Source organism: Meridianimarinicoccus sp. MJW13, assembly GCF_014901205.1.
Lineage (GTDB): Bacteria > Pseudomonadota > Alphaproteobacteria > Rhodobacterales > Rhodobacteraceae > Meridianimarinicoccus.
Genome location: NZ_JACNMU010000010.1, coordinates 87,233 through 102,651 on the forward strand (window position 1 = coordinate 87,233; position 15,419 = coordinate 102,651).

Consider the following 15,419-nt stretch of genomic DNA (forward strand, 5'->3'; position numbering starts at 1 on the left):
TTAGACGCCGACTCAAGCCGTATCGCACATGCTGCCGGGCGATTCAGGATATTTGTGGCCGTTCCGAAAACGACGACGGTCCGCCGGGTCGAGCACGGCGCATCGCCGCCGGTCCCCGCCCCGGCAGCAGCGCGACGCGGACCGGGGCGTCAGGCCATCAAAGATAGGGCGGGGTGCAGGCGGAAATCACGGTCGCGGCACGGTCGCCGATATTGCGAAACCGGTGCGGCTCCTGCGAGTTGAAGAGATAGGAATCCCCGGCCTTGAGAACTGCCACCCGGTCGCCCACCGTCAACTCGATTTCGCCCGACACGACGATGCCGCCTTCAGTGGACACATGTTCCAGCATGTCCTCGCCGGTGTCGGCCCCCGGCTCATAGGTCTCGTGCAGAATCTGAAGATTGTGTGCGCGGGCGTCCCCGACCTGCTTCAACGAGACCTTGCCTTCCAGCCCCTGCGCTTCGGAATAGATGCGCGAGGTCAGATCGCGCAACTGCTGCGGCGTGAAGAAAATATCAGTGTCCGGCGCATCTTCCGGCTCAAAAAATTCGGACATTCCAATGCTCAGGCCGCCCAATATCTTGCGCAACGATGCAACGGATGGGCTGCTCTTGTTCGTCTCGATCATCGAGATCTGCCCATGGGGCACGCCGGCCACATCTGCTAGCTGACGTTGCGAAAGGTCGTGCCGAAGGCGAAGTTCCTTCAGCCGCGCGCCGACGTCAAAATCGTTCATCTGAGCCTCCTTGGTCGGTTCCTGCCTACACAACATGGCGATTATGCTCAATATAATAAAATTATGTTGCTCAATATTATGAGCGATGGTAAGCGTACCCCCGAAATCAATAAGGAGCGCAACTGTGGACAAGAACGAAGAACTCAAGGCGCGTCGTGATCTCGCGGTTGCCAATGGGGTGGCGACGCGCGGAATCTATGCCGCACGCGCTCAGAATGCCGAGCTTTGGGACGTTGAGGGCAAGCGCTATATCGACTTTGCCGCCGGAATCGCCGTGAACAACACCGGCCACCGTCATCCCAAGGTGATGGCAGCCGTGGCGGCCCAGTCCGAGGCCTTCACGCACACCTGTTTCCATGTCTCGCCCTACGAGACCTATATCCGTCTGGCCGAGCGCCTGAACCAGGCCACGCCCGGCGATTTCGCCAAGAAGACGATGCTGGTCACCACCGGCGCGGAAGCCGTCGAGAATGCCATCAAGATGGCGCGGGCCTATACCGGACGGTCCGGTGTGATTGCCTTTGCAGGCGCGTTCCATGGGCGGACGCTGATGGGTATGGCGCTGACTGGCAAGGTCGCGCCCTACAAGCGGGCGTTTGGCGCCATGCCCCCCGAGGTCTATCACGCCGCGTTCCCGAACGAATTCCACGGTGTCACCACCGAGATGAGCCTGGCGCATCTTGACCAGATGTTCCGGTCGACCATCGACCCCGAGCGCGTGGCGGCCATCATCGTCGAGCCGGTGCAGGGCGAGGGCGGGTTTGTCGTCGCGCCGCCCGAGTTCCTGCGGGCCCTGCGTGAAATCGCCGACCGGTACGGCATCGTGCTGATCGCCGATGAAGTCCAGGCCGGCATGGCGCGCACCGGCAAGCTGTTTGCCTTTGAACATTCGGGCGTCGAAGCGGATCTGGTGACCATGGCGAAGGGTCTGGCCGGGGGCTTCCCGCTGTCGGCCGTGACCGGGCGCGCCGAGATTCTCGATGCGGCACCTGTGGGTGGCATTGGCGGCACCTATGCGGGCAACCCGCTGGGGATTGCGGCCGCGAACGCGGTGCTTGATGTCATCGAAGAGGAAAACCTCTGCGCCCGTGCCCTGGAAATCGGCGACAAGATCAAGGCACGCCTGATCGCACTGTCGGAGCGTCAGGGCATGGAGGCCATCGGCGAGGTGCGCGGGCTTGGGGCAATGGTCGCCTTCGAACTGGTCACCGACCGTGACAGCAGGTCGCCCGACCCGGCCCTGACCCTGGCAATCATCGCCGAAGCCGAGGCACGCGGCCTGATCCTTCTGCCTTGCGGGACGCGCGCCAACGTTGTCCGCCTTCTGCCGCCGCTGACCACGCCCGATGCGCAGGTCGACGAGGCGCTCGATATCATCGAATCCGCTTTCGAGGCGGCAATCTCCAAAACCGCCGCAGCTGCCTGAAGGGACCACGAGCATGGCCAAAGACCTGAAAGCCAAGAACTCCCCGGGACTGTCTCGGTTTGATTGGGAAGATGCCTTCCGGCTGGAAGACCAGCTCTCGGAAGAGGAAAGGATGCTGCGCGATGCTGCGCGCAGCTACGCACAGGAAAAGCTTCAGCCCCGCGTGATCGAAGCCTACCGCGAAGAGCGGACAGAGCCCGAGATCTTTCGCGAAATGGGGGACATGGGCCTTCTGGGCGTCACCATCCCCGAAGAATACGGCGGGCTGGGGTCGTCCTATGTCGCCTACGGGTTGATTGCGCGCGAAGTCGAGCGGGTCGATTCCGGCTATCGGTCGATGATGTCTGTGCAGTCGTCGCTGGTGATGTACCCGATCTATGCCTACGGTTCGGAAGAGCAGCGCAAGAAATACCTGCCAAAGCTGGCATCGGGTGAATACATCGGCTGTTTCGGTCTGACCGAACCCGACGCCGGATCGGACCCCGGCGGCATGAAGACCCGCGCCACCAAGACCGAAAACGGCTATGTGCTGAACGGCACCAAGATGTGGATCTCGAACGCACCGATTGCCGATGTTTTTGTCGTCTGGGCCAAGTCCGACGCGCATGACGGCAAGATCCGGGGTTTCGTGCTCGACAAGGGCACGCCGGGCCTCTCGGCGCCGAAGATCGGTGGCAAGCTCAGCCTGCGCGCGTCGATCACCGGCGAGATCGTGATGAAGGATGTCGAGGTTGGCGAGGACGCCCTGTTGCCCGATGTCGAAGGTCTGAAGGGGCCGTTCGGATGCCTTAACCGCGCGCGCTATGGCATTTCCTGGGGTGTTCTGGGGGCCGCCGAAGCCTGTTGGCATGGCGCGCGCCAGTACGGTCTGGACCGCAAGCAGTTCGACCGGCCGCTGGCACAGACCCAGCTTTTCCAGAAAAAGCTGGCCGACATGATGACCGAAATCTCGCTTGGTTTGCAGGCCAGCCTGCGGGTCGGTCGTCTGATGGACGAGGGCAAGGCCGCGCCCGAGATGATCTCGCTTGTCAAACGCAACAACTGTGGCAAGGCGCTGGATATCGCGCGGGCCGCACGCGACATGCACGGTGGCAATGGTATCCACGAAGAGTTCCAGGTGATGCGTCATGCGATGAACCTGGAGACCGTGAACACCTATGAAGGCACCCATGATGTCCATGCGTTGATCCTTGGACGCGCGATTACCGGGTTGCAGGCCTTCTACTGAACGCGCAGCCGCAGGATGTGCCCGTCCTTTGCGGGCGCATCCTGCGCAGCGTTTGACATCCCAATTGCTTTCGCGAGGCCAATGCCATGGCGAATGACGCAATTCTTGCGATCAATCCGGGGACAACCACGACCCGCTGCGCGCTGTACGGTGTCACCGGGGACGGCCTGCGGCTGATCGCCGAACAGAATCTGGACCACGACGAAGGCCAGATGGCCGGCTTTGCCGGCATTCCCGACCAGTTGGATTACCGCGATTCCTGTGTGTCGGCGTTCCTGTCCGATACGCTCGATGCGCATCGGTTGGTGGCGACAGCCGGGCGGGGGGGCATGCTGACCCCGGTGCCTTCCGGCGTGATCGCGGTGAACGACGCGCTTGTCGATTTCGCCCTGCACCGTCCGGTCTATCACCACGCCAGCAACCTTGGCGCGCCGCTCGCCAACCGGATCGCGCAGAGGCACGGCATCCCGGCCTATATCGTCGACCCGGTCAGCGTGGACGAACTGCCGCCCGTGGCACGGGTGTCGGGGGTCGAGGATCTGCCGCGATTCAGTTTCGTTCATGCGCTGAACATCCGGGCCTGCGCCCGCAGGCTGGCCGATGACCTTGGCAAACCCTTCGAGGCGCTGCGCGTGGTCGTGGCGCATCTGGGAGCCGGGTTTTCCATCGCCGCGCTGATCGATGGCAGGATCGTTGACAGTTCCAACCGGATGGAGGTTTCGCCCTTCTCGCCCGAGCGCGCGGGGGGCTTGCCGCCCTTGCCGCTGATCGAGCTGTGCTTTTCCGGCAAATATAGCAAGACAGAGCTTCTGGCGAAACTCTATGGCCGCGGCGGGGTCTACGGCTATCTCGGCACCAAGGACATGCGCAAGGTCGAGACGATGATCGCCGAAGGCGACACGCGGGCGGAATTGATCCACGACGCCATGCTCTACCAGACGGCCAAGGCCATCGGTGCCATGGCCGCCGTTGCCGATTTCGATCTCGACGGCATCATCCTGACCGGCGGGCTGGCCAACAGTTCGCGCGTCGTCGACGGCCTGACCCGCAAGGTCGCGCGGATTGCACCGGTGCACGTGCATGCGGGCAGCAACGAATGCCTTGCGCTGGCCGAGGGGGCCTTTCGGGCCCTGTCGGGAACCGAAACGCCGATGCAATGGCCGATTGAACCGCGGGCAGACGTCGCGTGATGCCGGTGCGAAGCTTTGCGGACATGCGCGCGCAAGTGCGGGCGCGGGGGGCCGTGCGCCTTGCCGTGGCCGGGGGCAACCATCCCAGCATCGTCGCGGCACTTGTCCGGGCGATAGAGGACGGGCTGGTCTCTGCCGTCGAGGTCACGGGCGACAGCGCGGCGATCATGGATGCCATCCCGGCGCCCCTGCGTGCGGCGGTCACGTGCCACGAGGCCGGTGACCCCAAGGCCTGTGCCGACGGCGCTGTTGCGGCAGTGCGGGACGGTCGGGCCGATATCCTGATGAAGGGGCATGTGGACAGCACCGCCTATCTTCGCGCCATCGTTGACCGAGACACCGGTATTCGTGCGGGTGGCGTTCTGTCCAATGTCACAGTTGCGGCAATGCCGAGCTATCCCAAACTGATCGCGGCGACGGACAACGGCATTCTGCCGGCGCCCGATCTGGCCCAGAAACGGCAGATCATTCTGAACACCGCGCCGCTGTTTCTCGGGCTGGGGATAGATCCGGTCAAGGTCGCGGCCCTTGCGGCAACCGAGAAGGTTTCGGACAGGCTTCCGGCCACGGTCGATGCCGCCGCGCTGGCAGGCGAGAGCACGTCAGGTGCGCTGCCGGGGTTCGTGGTCGACGGCCCCTTCGGATACGATGTGGCCGTCAGCCGCGATGCAGCACGGGTCAAGGGCTTGGCGGGGTCCACGGTTGCGGGGGACGCGGACCTGCTGTTGTTCCCCAATATCGACGCGGCCAATTCGGTTGCGAAGGCCTGGAAATTCCACGGTCAGGCCGAGACTGGCTCGATCGTGCTTGGGGCTCGGGTGCCGGTGCTGCTGAACTCGCGCGCGGACAGCGCTGATCGCCGGATCAATGCGCTGCTTCTGGCCATGGTCTGCAAAGGCGCGTGATATCTGCCGATCCGCGGGCAGAGATTGCCTGTATCCACATACGTGGGGCAGGGCGGGGCAGTCTGCCCCGCCGATGGGTCAATGGCCAGGCCGACCCGGTTTGACCAGGGGGCCGAGGCTTTCCAGATAGCCTTTGTCGAACCCCGGTTCATAGACCGGGAACTTGACCTGGTTGTCGCGGAAACTCTTCAGCGGCTGGCCCATTCTCAAGACACCTTCACGGCGCTGACGGCGGACCAGTTCGAAATCAACCTCGATGGGGATCATCTCTTCCATCACGTTGCCGCGGTGCAGGATCTGTCCGGCGGGATCGATCACCATCGAATAACCGTTGCCTCCCGCCACAAGCCCGTTGATGTGGAAGATATAGCTTTGGAACATCGCGGCGGAGCCTTGCGCGATGGCAAGGTCGGCCGGACGGTCGACAAAGCTGGCCAGCACCGGGTTGATGATAACTTCGGCACCCATCGCAGTCAGCGTCCGGGTCACCTCGGGGAACCAGAGGTCATAGCAGATCGACACACCGAACCGGCCCGCGCCGGGCACGTCGAAGACGCAGAACTCGGTGCCGGGTGTGACGTCCTGTTCATAGGGCGTGAACGGGAACATCTTGCGATACCGGGTGACCACTTCCCCTGCCGGGTTGAACACCGGGGTGGTGTTGAAGATCTGGTCGCCGTTCTTTTCGAAATAGCTGCCGGGCACCAGCCAGCAATCGAACTTGCGGGCAAGCTCGGCCATCTCGGTTTCGATGGATCCGCCCATGGGCTGGGCTGCGGGCTTTGACGGGCCGTGCGGCGCAAGTTCGCTGAACACGACCATCTGAACCCAGGGATAAAGGTGGAACAGAACCTCCATGCGCTTGCGCATTTCGGCAATGTTGTTGTGCATGGTTATCGACATCTGGATGCCGGCAATCGAAAAACGGGACATGAGGTCTCCTGTTTGACTGGATCAATCTGCTGATCGGCTTTTGGGATCAGGCTGGCTTGTTCTGGTGCAGCTGGGGCAAGCCGAAGCCCAGCCGCCGGGCGGGTTCACCGGACCCTGCTTGTGTCGCGTCGGCCGTGACGGAAACGGTTCTTGAGCCATCTGCCGTGAATGCCACAACCCGCTCGCCGGGGGTCACGGCACCAAGGCCGTGGTGTTCGCCCGAGCCATCCATCCAGTGCAGCGAAAGCCGCTGCTGGGCGGGGCGATAGGCGGCGGTATAGACGGTTCCAAAACCGCGGTCATAGCGGGTGCTGGCCAGTGGCCGGCTGAGAAATTCCTGCAACAGCCGGTCGGCGGTCAGCTTGCGGTCGTCCAGCAGTCTTTCAAGATGATCCGACCGGCCCTTGGTGTTGGAAAACCTGCCATGCTGGGGCCACTCGACGCCCAACTGGTGGTTTGTCGTGTAGGGGGTGGCGGTCACGATCGCCGGGCGGTCCGGTGCCAGATAGACCGTCGCGAAATTGCCCCGCGCGTCCGCCACCGTGACATTGTAGGACATATGCGACGGCACGGCGCGCAAGGCCTCGACCGCCTGTTGCACGTCGACACACATCTCAAGGATGTAGCGGATGATGATGGGGATGCCAAAACCCGCGGCCCTGACCGTCCGGCCGCCGAAGGTCAGCGACGCGGCAAGCCCGGCATCGTTCATCCCGTCCGCCAGACCGGAAATTCCGTCGACCATCCCGGCCACCCGACGCCCGCGCCAGTTGGTCGACAGCAGGGTCGATTCATTCAACTGGGGATCAAGGTCGTAGTTGCGGATCAGCAGTGGCCCGTCGTCGTCGACAAGCACGGCCTGAGAGCAGTTCACCAGGTAACGCGGCGGCGACCAGAAGCTCAGGAACCGGGCCGCCTCGTCATCGCCGTCACAGACATCGACCCAGGTGTCCCACAGGCGTTCGAACTCCGGCATGTGGCGGCGCAGCGACAGGCGGGCATCCCGCAGATCAGTCGTATGGGTGCCGCGCCGCTTGCGCAGCCACTTGGACCAACCCGGCCAACCATGGTTGAAAACCTGGCGCAGCGCCGGACCGGGACGGTCTTCGACAAGGCTTCGAAATCTGAGTTGCATGATGGGTCCGCGTGCTCTTCCTTGAGTGCAGTGCCTGCGACGTGCAAGACATTCCCATTCCCGTCAGGGGAGGAGAGCACCATGGCGCATGGTGTGAATATTGACTTTCACCTGCATTTTGTCAAGATCCGCCCATGTTGAAGTCGCCTACGCCCACTGGTGTCATTCGTCAAAGCGATATTCCAGGCTTGATCGATTCCCAGAGAATTACACAGTATCCGACCGTAGTTCGGGTGCGCCGGACCAAGCAGGGCGGCGGCTTTGGGGATCAGGACCGTAACCCCTATACTTGGACAGTGTTTTTCCTGGTCGACGGGCTTTGGATGTCGCTGGAAAGTGCGCGTGGCATGCCGCTTGAATGGGGCAGCCTGGACCGGCTTGAGATCTGGCTGCGCGGCAAGGGGTTTGCGTTTTTCTGGGTCCGGAACGATATCGACCTGGTCGGGGAGCCAAACGGCGACGCTGAATAGTCCCATGTTGTGCTGAATACGGCACAGTCGAGGGGTCAGGAGGCGCTGAAAACGCCTCCTGAGAGATGTCAGATCAGAACCATTTGCCGGCGGTCATGTCGGCCGGCATGGTCACTTCGGTCTCGGCGGTCAGCGGAACGCTCTTGAACTGGGCCTTGATCGCCTTGTTCCAGTTCTTGGCCCGATCCAGAAGTTCGCGATCGTCCGATTGCATCCGCCCGCGCGCCAGGATGCAGCCAAGGTCGGCACCGTGATAGCAGTACTCGCCCTCGCCATAGACCCGCAGGTAGAAGGCTTCGTGTTCGTCGCCCAACGCATTGATGTTGTGGCCGGCCCGCACGAATTCGATCTCGCCGTTTTCATCCATGCTCCAGATGCCCGAACGGGGCGCCTGGGTGATCAACTCCACCTTGTCCTCGGTCTGTTTCAGGATCAGCTGGGTCCAGAAATCGTAGTCGTTCCAGCGGCTCTGCACTTCTTCAATGTCGATCTCATAGTCGACATCCATGAATTCCAGCAGGTGGAACAGGAACATCGGACAACCGCCATAAGTCGAGGTGATCAGGTTGGTCGGCGGGGAGGCTCCTGAAATCCGCGGGTTGATTTCACCCAGGTAAACTTCGTTGGTGTCGGTATCGAGCAGGAAGTCGGTGCAGAAAACGCCCTTGTAGCCTTCCTGATAAAGCTGATCGCCCAACTTGCGCGCCATTTCGCGCACCTTGTCCGGCACGCCGTCCGGCAGGATCGCGGGCGAGATGTCGTTGCCGCACCAGCCGCCCTTGTAGGGGGTGATTTCCTCGAAACCGGTGATGTCGGTCATCACTGGCCCGACCAGCGTGCCGTGCCGTGTGGCGCAGGCCTCGATGGTGCCGGGCAGGTGGTTGATGCGTTTCATCACCTTCAGCTCTTCGCCGATGATCTTGCTGGAGAACTTGTCCCACTCCGCCTCGGACTTGATGAAGAAGGTCGTCCGCCCGCTGTCGCCATAGGGGGTCTGCACCACGAGATCCGAGCCCAGCTTTGCCCCTTCGGCCAGCTTGCTCAGTTCCTCATAGCTGTCGGCCCGCCCCATGACGTTGGGCGCGCTTTCAACCCCGGCTTCGTTGCCGATGCGGGTGGTTTCGATCTTGCTGTCCAGCCGGTGCCGCAACTCGTTTGAGGGCAGCGCGATTTTCAGGCCGACATCCTTGCACAGTTCTTCGGTCTTCTCGTCGAACATCACGAATGCCGCCAGACCGGGCGGGCGTTCCTTCACCCGCGCACGAAACTCCGGGTGATCGACCAGATAGTTGGCCACGTCTTCCATCGACTGGAATACCGGGGCGTCCGCCACGTTCGGGACGAACACCCGGGGATGCTGGCCGTCGAAGACGTCGAAGAAGTTGACGAACTCCAGCCCACCGACCCATTGATCCAGACCCATAAGGTTGAACGGCGTTGGCATGACGACGTAGATCGGCGTCTTGTTCCGCCTCAGATAGCGGTAAATTTCGGTAAGCCCGGTTAGTTTCTCGCTTTGGTCGGCCATCTTGGGCGCTCTCCCGATGTTGTGTTCTTGGTTGTTGCTCGGGGTTCGTGACGCTTCCCCGGTTGCCGCTTGGTTTGGACGAGTCCCACCCAGGAGTCGCCTTTTGGTTGCCGCGAACAGGGCAAGTGACTTCTGCCACAAGTCCTGCAAACCCTTCTTATGCGAAATTATCGGCATGATCACAGCCGGTTATTAACATTATTATTGCTCACAGTATAGTCCATGATGTAAGGAGGTTTTCAAGCCTTGGAGGCCGTCGAGGCCAGGGTTGGAGAATGAGACCTGTTGGCGTTGCAACAAGGGTCTTGCGAAGGCAAAGTAAACCTAAAGGAACAATGGTATGACAAGCATCCCTTTCACACGCCGACTTGCGATGGCCGCCATGACCGGTGCACTGGCGCTGACATCGATGGCGACGGTTGCGTCGGCTGATACGACACGGCTGAGGTTTCATACGTTCTATGGCACCGAGATCGATCCGATCCTGAAGAAGTTCCGCGACACCGTCAAAGAAAATTCCGGGGGCGACCTGCGAATTCAGACATTCCACGGCGGCGAGCTTGTCGCCAGCGACCAGTTGCTGGAAGCCGCCAAGAAGGGATCGATCGACATCGCCCATGGTCACGGCGGCTATTGGTCCGGCCAGGTGGACATCGGCAACATCGAAGCCGGTCTGCCCGGTGGCTGGACGAGCCTCGACGAAGCCCGCGCGTTCTTTGACAGCGAGCCGGTGGATGCCCTGCTGACCGCGGCCTATGACGAGGCCGGCGTCGTCTATCTGGGCAAGGGCTATGGCCACGACTACGATCTGCTGACCAAGGAGCCGGTCACCTCGCTCGACGATCTGAAGACGCGCAAGATCCGCGCCACGTCGAATGTTGCGAAGGTTCTTGAGTACTTCGAGATCCCGACCGTCTACCTGCCCGCGGGCGAGCTTTACATCGGCATGTCGACCGGCGTGATCGACGGTGCCATCTACGGCGGCCCCATCGAATACGAGCAGCTCAAGCTGAACGAGACCGCGAAACACTATACCCGTCTCAACATGCTGATGCCGGGCTGGACCGAAACCTTCCTTGCCAACAAGGAAAAGTGGGACGGCCTGTCGGACGAGCACAAGGCGATCATGGAAGAAGCGATTGCCCAGTTCGCCGCAGACATCACCGACTGGCTGGCCGAGGGCAACCAGTCCGTGGTCGACAAGGGCGACGTCTTCGAATTCGCGGTCCTTCCGGATGAGGATTCCAAGCAGCTGACGGTTGCAGCACAGGCGGTCTGGCAGGAAGAAGCCGAACGGTCCGCGCGCAACGCCGAGCTGATCGACCTTCTGGTTGCGAACGCCAAGGCGCAAGGGCGTCTCTGATGGCCTGGGTGACAAGATATCTTGTCGCCCAGGATGGCCTGTCCGAATTCGTCGGGCGGGCCATTTCCTGGCTTACGCTGGGGATGATCGGGGTTCTCGTCATCGAGATCGTGTTTCGGTACTTTCTCGATTCCCCGACCCTCTGGGCGCATGAAACCAGCACCATGCTGTATGGCGGTTTCTGCATGCTGGCCGGCGCCTATACCCTGCGCCACCGTGGCCATGTCCGCAGCGAGGTGATCTGGGGGGCATTGCCCAAGCGGGGCCAGGCGATCTGCGATGTCGTGATCTTTTCGACCGGTGCCGTCGTTCTGGTGATGTTCCTGAAGCTGGCCATTGGCTTTGCCGCCGAAAGCTGGGCTGTTCGCGAATACTCCAACAAGAGCATGTGGCAACCGCCGCTGTATCCGATCAAGACGGTGATCCCGATCGCTGTCGGACTGGTCTTGCTGCAGAACATGGCCGAATTGCTGCGGGCCGTTTTGACCGCGCTCGGCATCGAGTATGACGATCCGCGCGAACGCGAGTTCGAAAGCGACATTGATCCGGAACTTCTGCCCACCATTCTGGATGCCGATGTCACCGAGGCCGTGGACACCTCCAAGCCCAATGACCGCTGATCATGCGCGTGCATCCCGCGGCTGCTCTTAAGGACCTGTAAATGGAAAATCTGGATCCGCTCGCCATTACGGGCATCATGTTCGCATCCATGCTGGGGTTGATGGCGCTTGGCGCGCCGCTGGCCTGGGCGCTGACCATCTGCGGCATCGGAAGCGCCATGGCGATCTTTGGCGACGGGGGGCTTGATCTTCTGATCTCGTCGACCTTCAGCGCCATGGACAACTTCCTGCTGGTGGCGCTGCCGCTGTTCATCTTCATGGGGCTGGTCCTGCAACGGTCAGGCATCACCGACGATCTGTTCGAGATGATCCACAAGCTGATGGGCCGGTTGCCCGGCGGGCTTGGCATCGGGACGGTCATCATCTGTGCCCTGATCGCCGCGATGGCCGGGGTCTCGGGCGCGGCGACGGTCAGCCTGGGCATCATCGCCCTGCCTGCGATGCTCAATCGCGGCTATGACAAACGTCTGGTCACCGGCACGATCATGGCCGGCGGCGCGCTTGGCTTTCTGATCCCGCCCAGCGTCCTGATGATCATCTACGCCTTTCTCAGCCGCGATTCCGTCGGCAAGCTGTTCGCTGCCGGGCTGATGCCGGGACTGATGCTGGCGGGGATCTACATCGCCTACATCCTGATCCGCTGCCGCATCAATCCGTCGCTCGGCCCCCCGGCCGAAGAACAGTTCACGGCGATGGAGAAGTTCAAATCCCTGCGCTTCCTGATCGCGCCGGGGCTTCTGATCTTCACGGTTCTGGGGTGCATCATCGGCGGTATCACTTCGCCCTCCGAAGCCTCTGCCATCGGTGCCTTCGGGTCGCTGGTGATTGCCGCGATCCAGGGCCGGTTAAGCTGGGACACCCTGCGCTATGTCATGCTGTCCACGACCAAGCTGATGGGCATGCTGATGTGGATCACCATTGCCGCCGTGTTCTTTTCCAAGATCTACGTCGGTGTCGGTGCGGGCATGGTCGTCGGAGAGTTGATCGAGGATTACGCGCTGTCGCCGAACCTGGTCATCCTGTCGATGCTGCTGGCCTACTTCGTCCTGGGCATGTTCCTGGATGATTTCGCCATCGTGTTCATCACCGTGCCGCTGTTCGTGCCGATCGTCCGCGATCTGGGTTTTGACACCACATGGTTCGCGGTGCTCTTCATCCTGAGCATGCAGTCGGCCTATCTGACGCCGCCGTTCGGCTACAACCTCTTCTACATGAGGTCGGTGGCGCCAAAGGATGTGACGATCATCGACATCTACTGGGCGGCCATACCCTTTGTCGGATTGCAGATCCTGGGCCTGGCGCTGGTCTTCATGTTTCCGCAGATCGCGCTTTGGCTTCCAAGCGTCCTGTTCTGAGGAATGTCCTGAAACGCAAAGGGCGCGCCACTGGCGCGCCCTTTGTCGTTTTCGGGAACTGGTTTACCGGTCAAGCTTGAAGAACGCCTCGAACTTGTCAGCAAGATCGCCAGAGGTCAGCGGAGCGTTGACACGGGCCATCGCCGCCTCGGCAATATGCTCTGGCAACACCGACCGGCGGGCCGCCATCAGATCGGTCAGAAACTCTGCCGTGAATTCCGGATGCGGCTGAACGGTCAGCGCCTTGTTCCCATAGGCCAGCATCGCGTTGGCACAAAAATCCGAGGATCCGATGACCTCTGCCCCCTCGGGCAGTTCCGTCACCTGATCCTGATGCCACGCCATGACGCAATCCGTCGTGCCCGCTGCACCGGCATACTCGGTCGGACCGACGGACCAGCCGCCCGCGAACTTCTCGACCTTGCCGCCCAGGGCTTGCGCCAGGATCTGATGCCCGAAGCACACGCCGACAATCGGCACTCCGGCGGCAAATGCCCGGCGCAGGAAATCCTCCAGCGGCGGGATCCAGTCATGGCCCTCGTAGGCGCCGAATTTCGACCCGGTGATCAGCCAGCCGTCAGCATCTGTCACCGCATCCGGAAAGACGCCGTCCAGCACCGGATAGGTCACGAACTCGAACCCGCGACCATCCAGCAACCGCTTGAACAGGTCGTCGTAGTCGCCGTGCCTGGCGCGAAGTTCTTCCGGCGTCCGACCGGTCTGCAAAATCCCAATCTTCATCCCTGCGTCCTTGATCTCTGCCAATGCAGGCAGTCGTGATGTGATGAGTGTCTGACCCGCAGCGCGGGTCAGAGACGTCGCTTGCTTCGGCTCATCTGCAAGGCCGACACGATGATCCCCAGCGACACAAGCCCGATAATGACCGTGGCCAGCGCGTTGACATCGGGGCTGACCCCAAGCCGCACCTTGGAGAATATGACCATCGGCAAGGTCGAGGCACCGGGGCCGGAGACGAAGCTTGCAACCACCAGGTCGTCCAGGCTGAGCGTGAAGGCCAGCAGCCAGGCCGAGACCAGCGCCGGGGCGATCACCGGCAGGGTAACGTCGAAGAAGACCCGCACCGGTTTGGCGCCCAGATCCTGCGCCGCCTCTTCGATGGACATGTCCATGTCCACCAGCCGCGACTGGATGACAACGGCCGCATAGGCCGCCCCGAAGGTGGAATGGGCGATGATGATCGTCATGATGCCACGGTTGCCCGGCCAGCCGATCAGCCCCTGCATGGCAACGAACAGCAGCAGCAGCGACAGGCCGATGATCACCTCGGGCATGACCAGCGGTGCGGTGATCATCATGCTGAGCAGCGACTTGGTGCGGAACTTCGCGAACCGGATCAGCACGAAGGATGCAACGGTTCCGATGGTCACCGCCAGCGACGCCGAGACGAATGCAATCTTGGCACTGACCCACGCGGCTTCAAGGATCTGCGGATCGCGGAGGAGTTCGCCGTACCACTTGGTCGAGAACCCGCCCCAGACCGTCACCAGCTTGCTTTCGTTGAAGCTGAAGATCACCAGCGACAGGATCGGCGCGTAAAGGAAGACAAAGCCGAGGACGCCGGTGATCTTGAGGAATTTGGACCTGCGCTGCATCAGCTCGCTCCTTCATCTGCGGATTGCGCCTTGCGCAGCAACATGATCGGGATCACCAGCACGAAAAGCATGACAATGGCCACCGCCGAGGCAATCGGCCAATCCCGGTTGGAGAAGAATTCGTCCCAGAGCACCCGGCCGATCATCAGCGTGTCGGGTCCGCCCAGAAGCGCCGGGATCACGAATTCGCCGACGGCGGGAATGAAGACCAGCATGCAGCCGGCAATGATCCCGCTGGCGGACAGCGGCAGCGTCACCGTCAGGAACGTGGTGGCAGGCCGCGCGCCAAGGTCTGCCGAGGCTTCCAGATAGGATTGGTCCAACTTCACCAGGTTGGCGTAAAGCGGCAGGATCATGAACGGCAGGTAGCTGTAGACGATGCCGATATAGACCGCGAAATCGGTCTGCAGCATGATCAGCGGCTCGTCGATGATGCCGGTCCACATCAGGAAATTGTTGATGATGCCGTTGGCCTTGAGAAACCCGATCCAAGCGTAGACCCGCAACAGGAACGAGGTCCAGAATGGCAGCACCACCAGCATCAGCAGCAGGTTGCGCTGGTTTTCCGGCGAACGCGCGATCAGATAGGCCATGGGATAGCCGATCAGCAGCGCGATGAAGGTCGAGATCCCGGCGATCTTGATCGATTCGATATAGGCCGACAGGTAAAGCGGGTCTTCCAGCAGGAACAGGTAGTTGCCGAAGTTCAGGTTGACCGAAAGAACGCCGTCCACCCATTCCCAGACCGGCAGGTACGGCGGTCTGGCGATGGCGGCTTCCGACAGGGAAATCTTGGCGACCACTAGGAACGGGATGAGGAAGAACAGCAGCAGCCAGAGCGTCGGGATCGCGATGACCAGCCCACGTCCGCCCAGGCCCAGCCGTTCCAGCACGCGGCCGATCATCGGGCCGCCGGG

General features: G+C 61.7%; 15 protein-coding genes. 8 read left to right on the forward strand and 7 right to left on the reverse strand.

Annotated elements, in window-relative coordinates:
- Positions 1-157 precede the first annotated feature (157 nt).
- On the reverse strand, positions 158-736 hold the full coding sequence (locus H8B03_RS17145) for a cupin domain-containing protein (protein ID WP_193143123.1): 579 nt from the start codon (positions 734-736) through the stop codon (positions 158-160).
- 85 nt (positions 737-821) lie between these two features.
- Between H8B03_RS17145 and gabT the strand changes: the two genes are divergently transcribed.
- The 4 genes from gabT to H8B03_RS17165 all read left to right on the forward strand — a co-directional run bounded on the left by gabT (position 822) and on the right by H8B03_RS17165 (position 5,485).
- Positions 822-2,162: a 4-aminobutyrate--2-oxoglutarate transaminase gene (gabT, locus tag H8B03_RS17150; protein ID WP_226926068.1), complete on the forward strand. Its 1,341-nt coding sequence runs from the start codon at positions 822-824 to the stop codon at positions 2,160-2,162.
- 13 nt (positions 2,163-2,175) lie between these two features.
- Positions 2,176-3,390: an acyl-CoA dehydrogenase gene (locus H8B03_RS17155; RefSeq protein WP_193143125.1), complete on the forward strand. Its 1,215-nt coding sequence runs from the start codon at positions 2,176-2,178 to the stop codon at positions 3,388-3,390.
- Between the two features lie 86 nt (positions 3,391-3,476).
- Positions 3,477-4,580 (forward strand): butyrate kinase, encoded by a 1,104-nt coding sequence (gene buk, locus H8B03_RS17160; protein ID WP_193143126.1) that lies wholly within the window; start codon positions 3,477-3,479, stop codon positions 4,578-4,580.
- A gap of 23 nt (positions 4,581-4,603) precedes the next feature.
- Positions 4,604-5,485, forward strand: coding sequence for a phosphate acyltransferase (locus tag H8B03_RS17165; protein WP_193143127.1), 882 nt, complete (start codon positions 4,604-4,606; stop codon positions 5,483-5,485).
- 78 nt (positions 5,486-5,563) lie between these two features.
- On the opposite strand, the gene H8B03_RS17170 is transcribed toward H8B03_RS17165, so the two are convergent.
- Complete coding sequence (locus H8B03_RS17170) at positions 5,564-6,418, reverse strand: carbon-nitrogen hydrolase family protein (protein ID WP_193143128.1); 855 nt, start codon at positions 6,416-6,418, stop codon at positions 5,564-5,566.
- Positions 6,419-6,464: 46 nt separating this feature from the next.
- Positions 6,465-7,553 carry a C45 family autoproteolytic acyltransferase/hydolase gene (locus H8B03_RS17175; RefSeq protein ID WP_193143129.1) on the reverse strand — a complete coding sequence of 363 codons (1,089 nt, stop codon included), beginning with the start codon at positions 7,551-7,553 and terminating at the stop codon, positions 6,465-6,467.
- A 134-nt stretch (positions 7,554-7,687) separates the two neighbouring features.
- Between H8B03_RS17175 and H8B03_RS17180 the strand changes: the two genes are divergently transcribed.
- Entirely contained in the window at positions 7,688-8,023 is a 336-nt protein-coding gene (locus H8B03_RS17180; RefSeq protein WP_193143130.1) for a hypothetical protein, read from the forward strand.
- A 73-nt stretch (positions 8,024-8,096) separates the two neighbouring features.
- Here the strand turns inward: H8B03_RS17180 and H8B03_RS17185 are convergent, their stop codons facing one another.
- Positions 8,097-9,551 carry a biotin carboxylase gene (locus H8B03_RS17185; RefSeq protein WP_193143131.1) on the reverse strand — a complete coding sequence of 485 codons (1,455 nt, stop codon included), beginning with the start codon at positions 9,549-9,551 and terminating at the stop codon, positions 8,097-8,099.
- 340 nt (positions 9,552-9,891) lie between these two features.
- Between H8B03_RS17185 and H8B03_RS17190 the strand changes: the two genes are divergently transcribed.
- The 3 genes from H8B03_RS17190 to H8B03_RS17200 are packed head-to-tail and all read left to right on the forward strand — an operon-like array spanning position 9,892 to position 12,889.
- Positions 9,892-10,914, forward strand: coding sequence for a TRAP transporter substrate-binding protein (locus H8B03_RS17190; protein ID WP_193143132.1), 1,023 nt, complete (start codon positions 9,892-9,894; stop codon positions 10,912-10,914).
- Positions 10,914-11,534 (forward strand): TRAP transporter small permease subunit, encoded by a 621-nt coding sequence (locus tag H8B03_RS17195; RefSeq protein ID WP_193143133.1) that lies wholly within the window; start codon positions 10,914-10,916, stop codon positions 11,532-11,534. Before H8B03_RS17190 ends, H8B03_RS17195 begins: the two co-directional genes overlap by 1 nt.
- Positions 11,535-11,575: 41 nt before the next feature.
- Positions 11,576-12,889 (forward strand): TRAP transporter large permease subunit, encoded by a 1,314-nt coding sequence (locus H8B03_RS17200; protein ID WP_193143134.1) that lies wholly within the window; start codon positions 11,576-11,578, stop codon positions 12,887-12,889.
- 63 nt (positions 12,890-12,952) lie between these two features.
- Here H8B03_RS17200 and H8B03_RS17205 read toward each other — a convergent pair whose 3' ends face one another.
- From H8B03_RS17205 to H8B03_RS17215, 3 genes are all read right to left on the reverse strand, one after another.
- A complete protein-coding gene (locus H8B03_RS17205) occupies positions 12,953-13,630 on the reverse strand; it encodes a type 1 glutamine amidotransferase (RefSeq protein ID WP_193143135.1) in 678 nt (225 codons plus the stop codon).
- A 68-nt stretch (positions 13,631-13,698) separates the two neighbouring features.
- On the reverse strand, positions 13,699-14,502 hold the full coding sequence (locus H8B03_RS17210; protein ID WP_193143136.1) for an ABC transporter permease subunit: 804 nt from the start codon (positions 14,500-14,502) through the stop codon (positions 13,699-13,701).
- The gene (locus tag H8B03_RS17215) at positions 14,502-15,407 is read right to left on the reverse strand and encodes an ABC transporter permease subunit (protein ID WP_226926089.1); all 906 of its coding nucleotides are present in this window, start codon (positions 15,405-15,407) and stop codon (positions 14,502-14,504) included. The genes H8B03_RS17210 and H8B03_RS17215 overlap by 1 nt, the downstream gene beginning before the upstream one ends.
- Positions 15,408-15,419 lie beyond the last annotated feature (12 nt).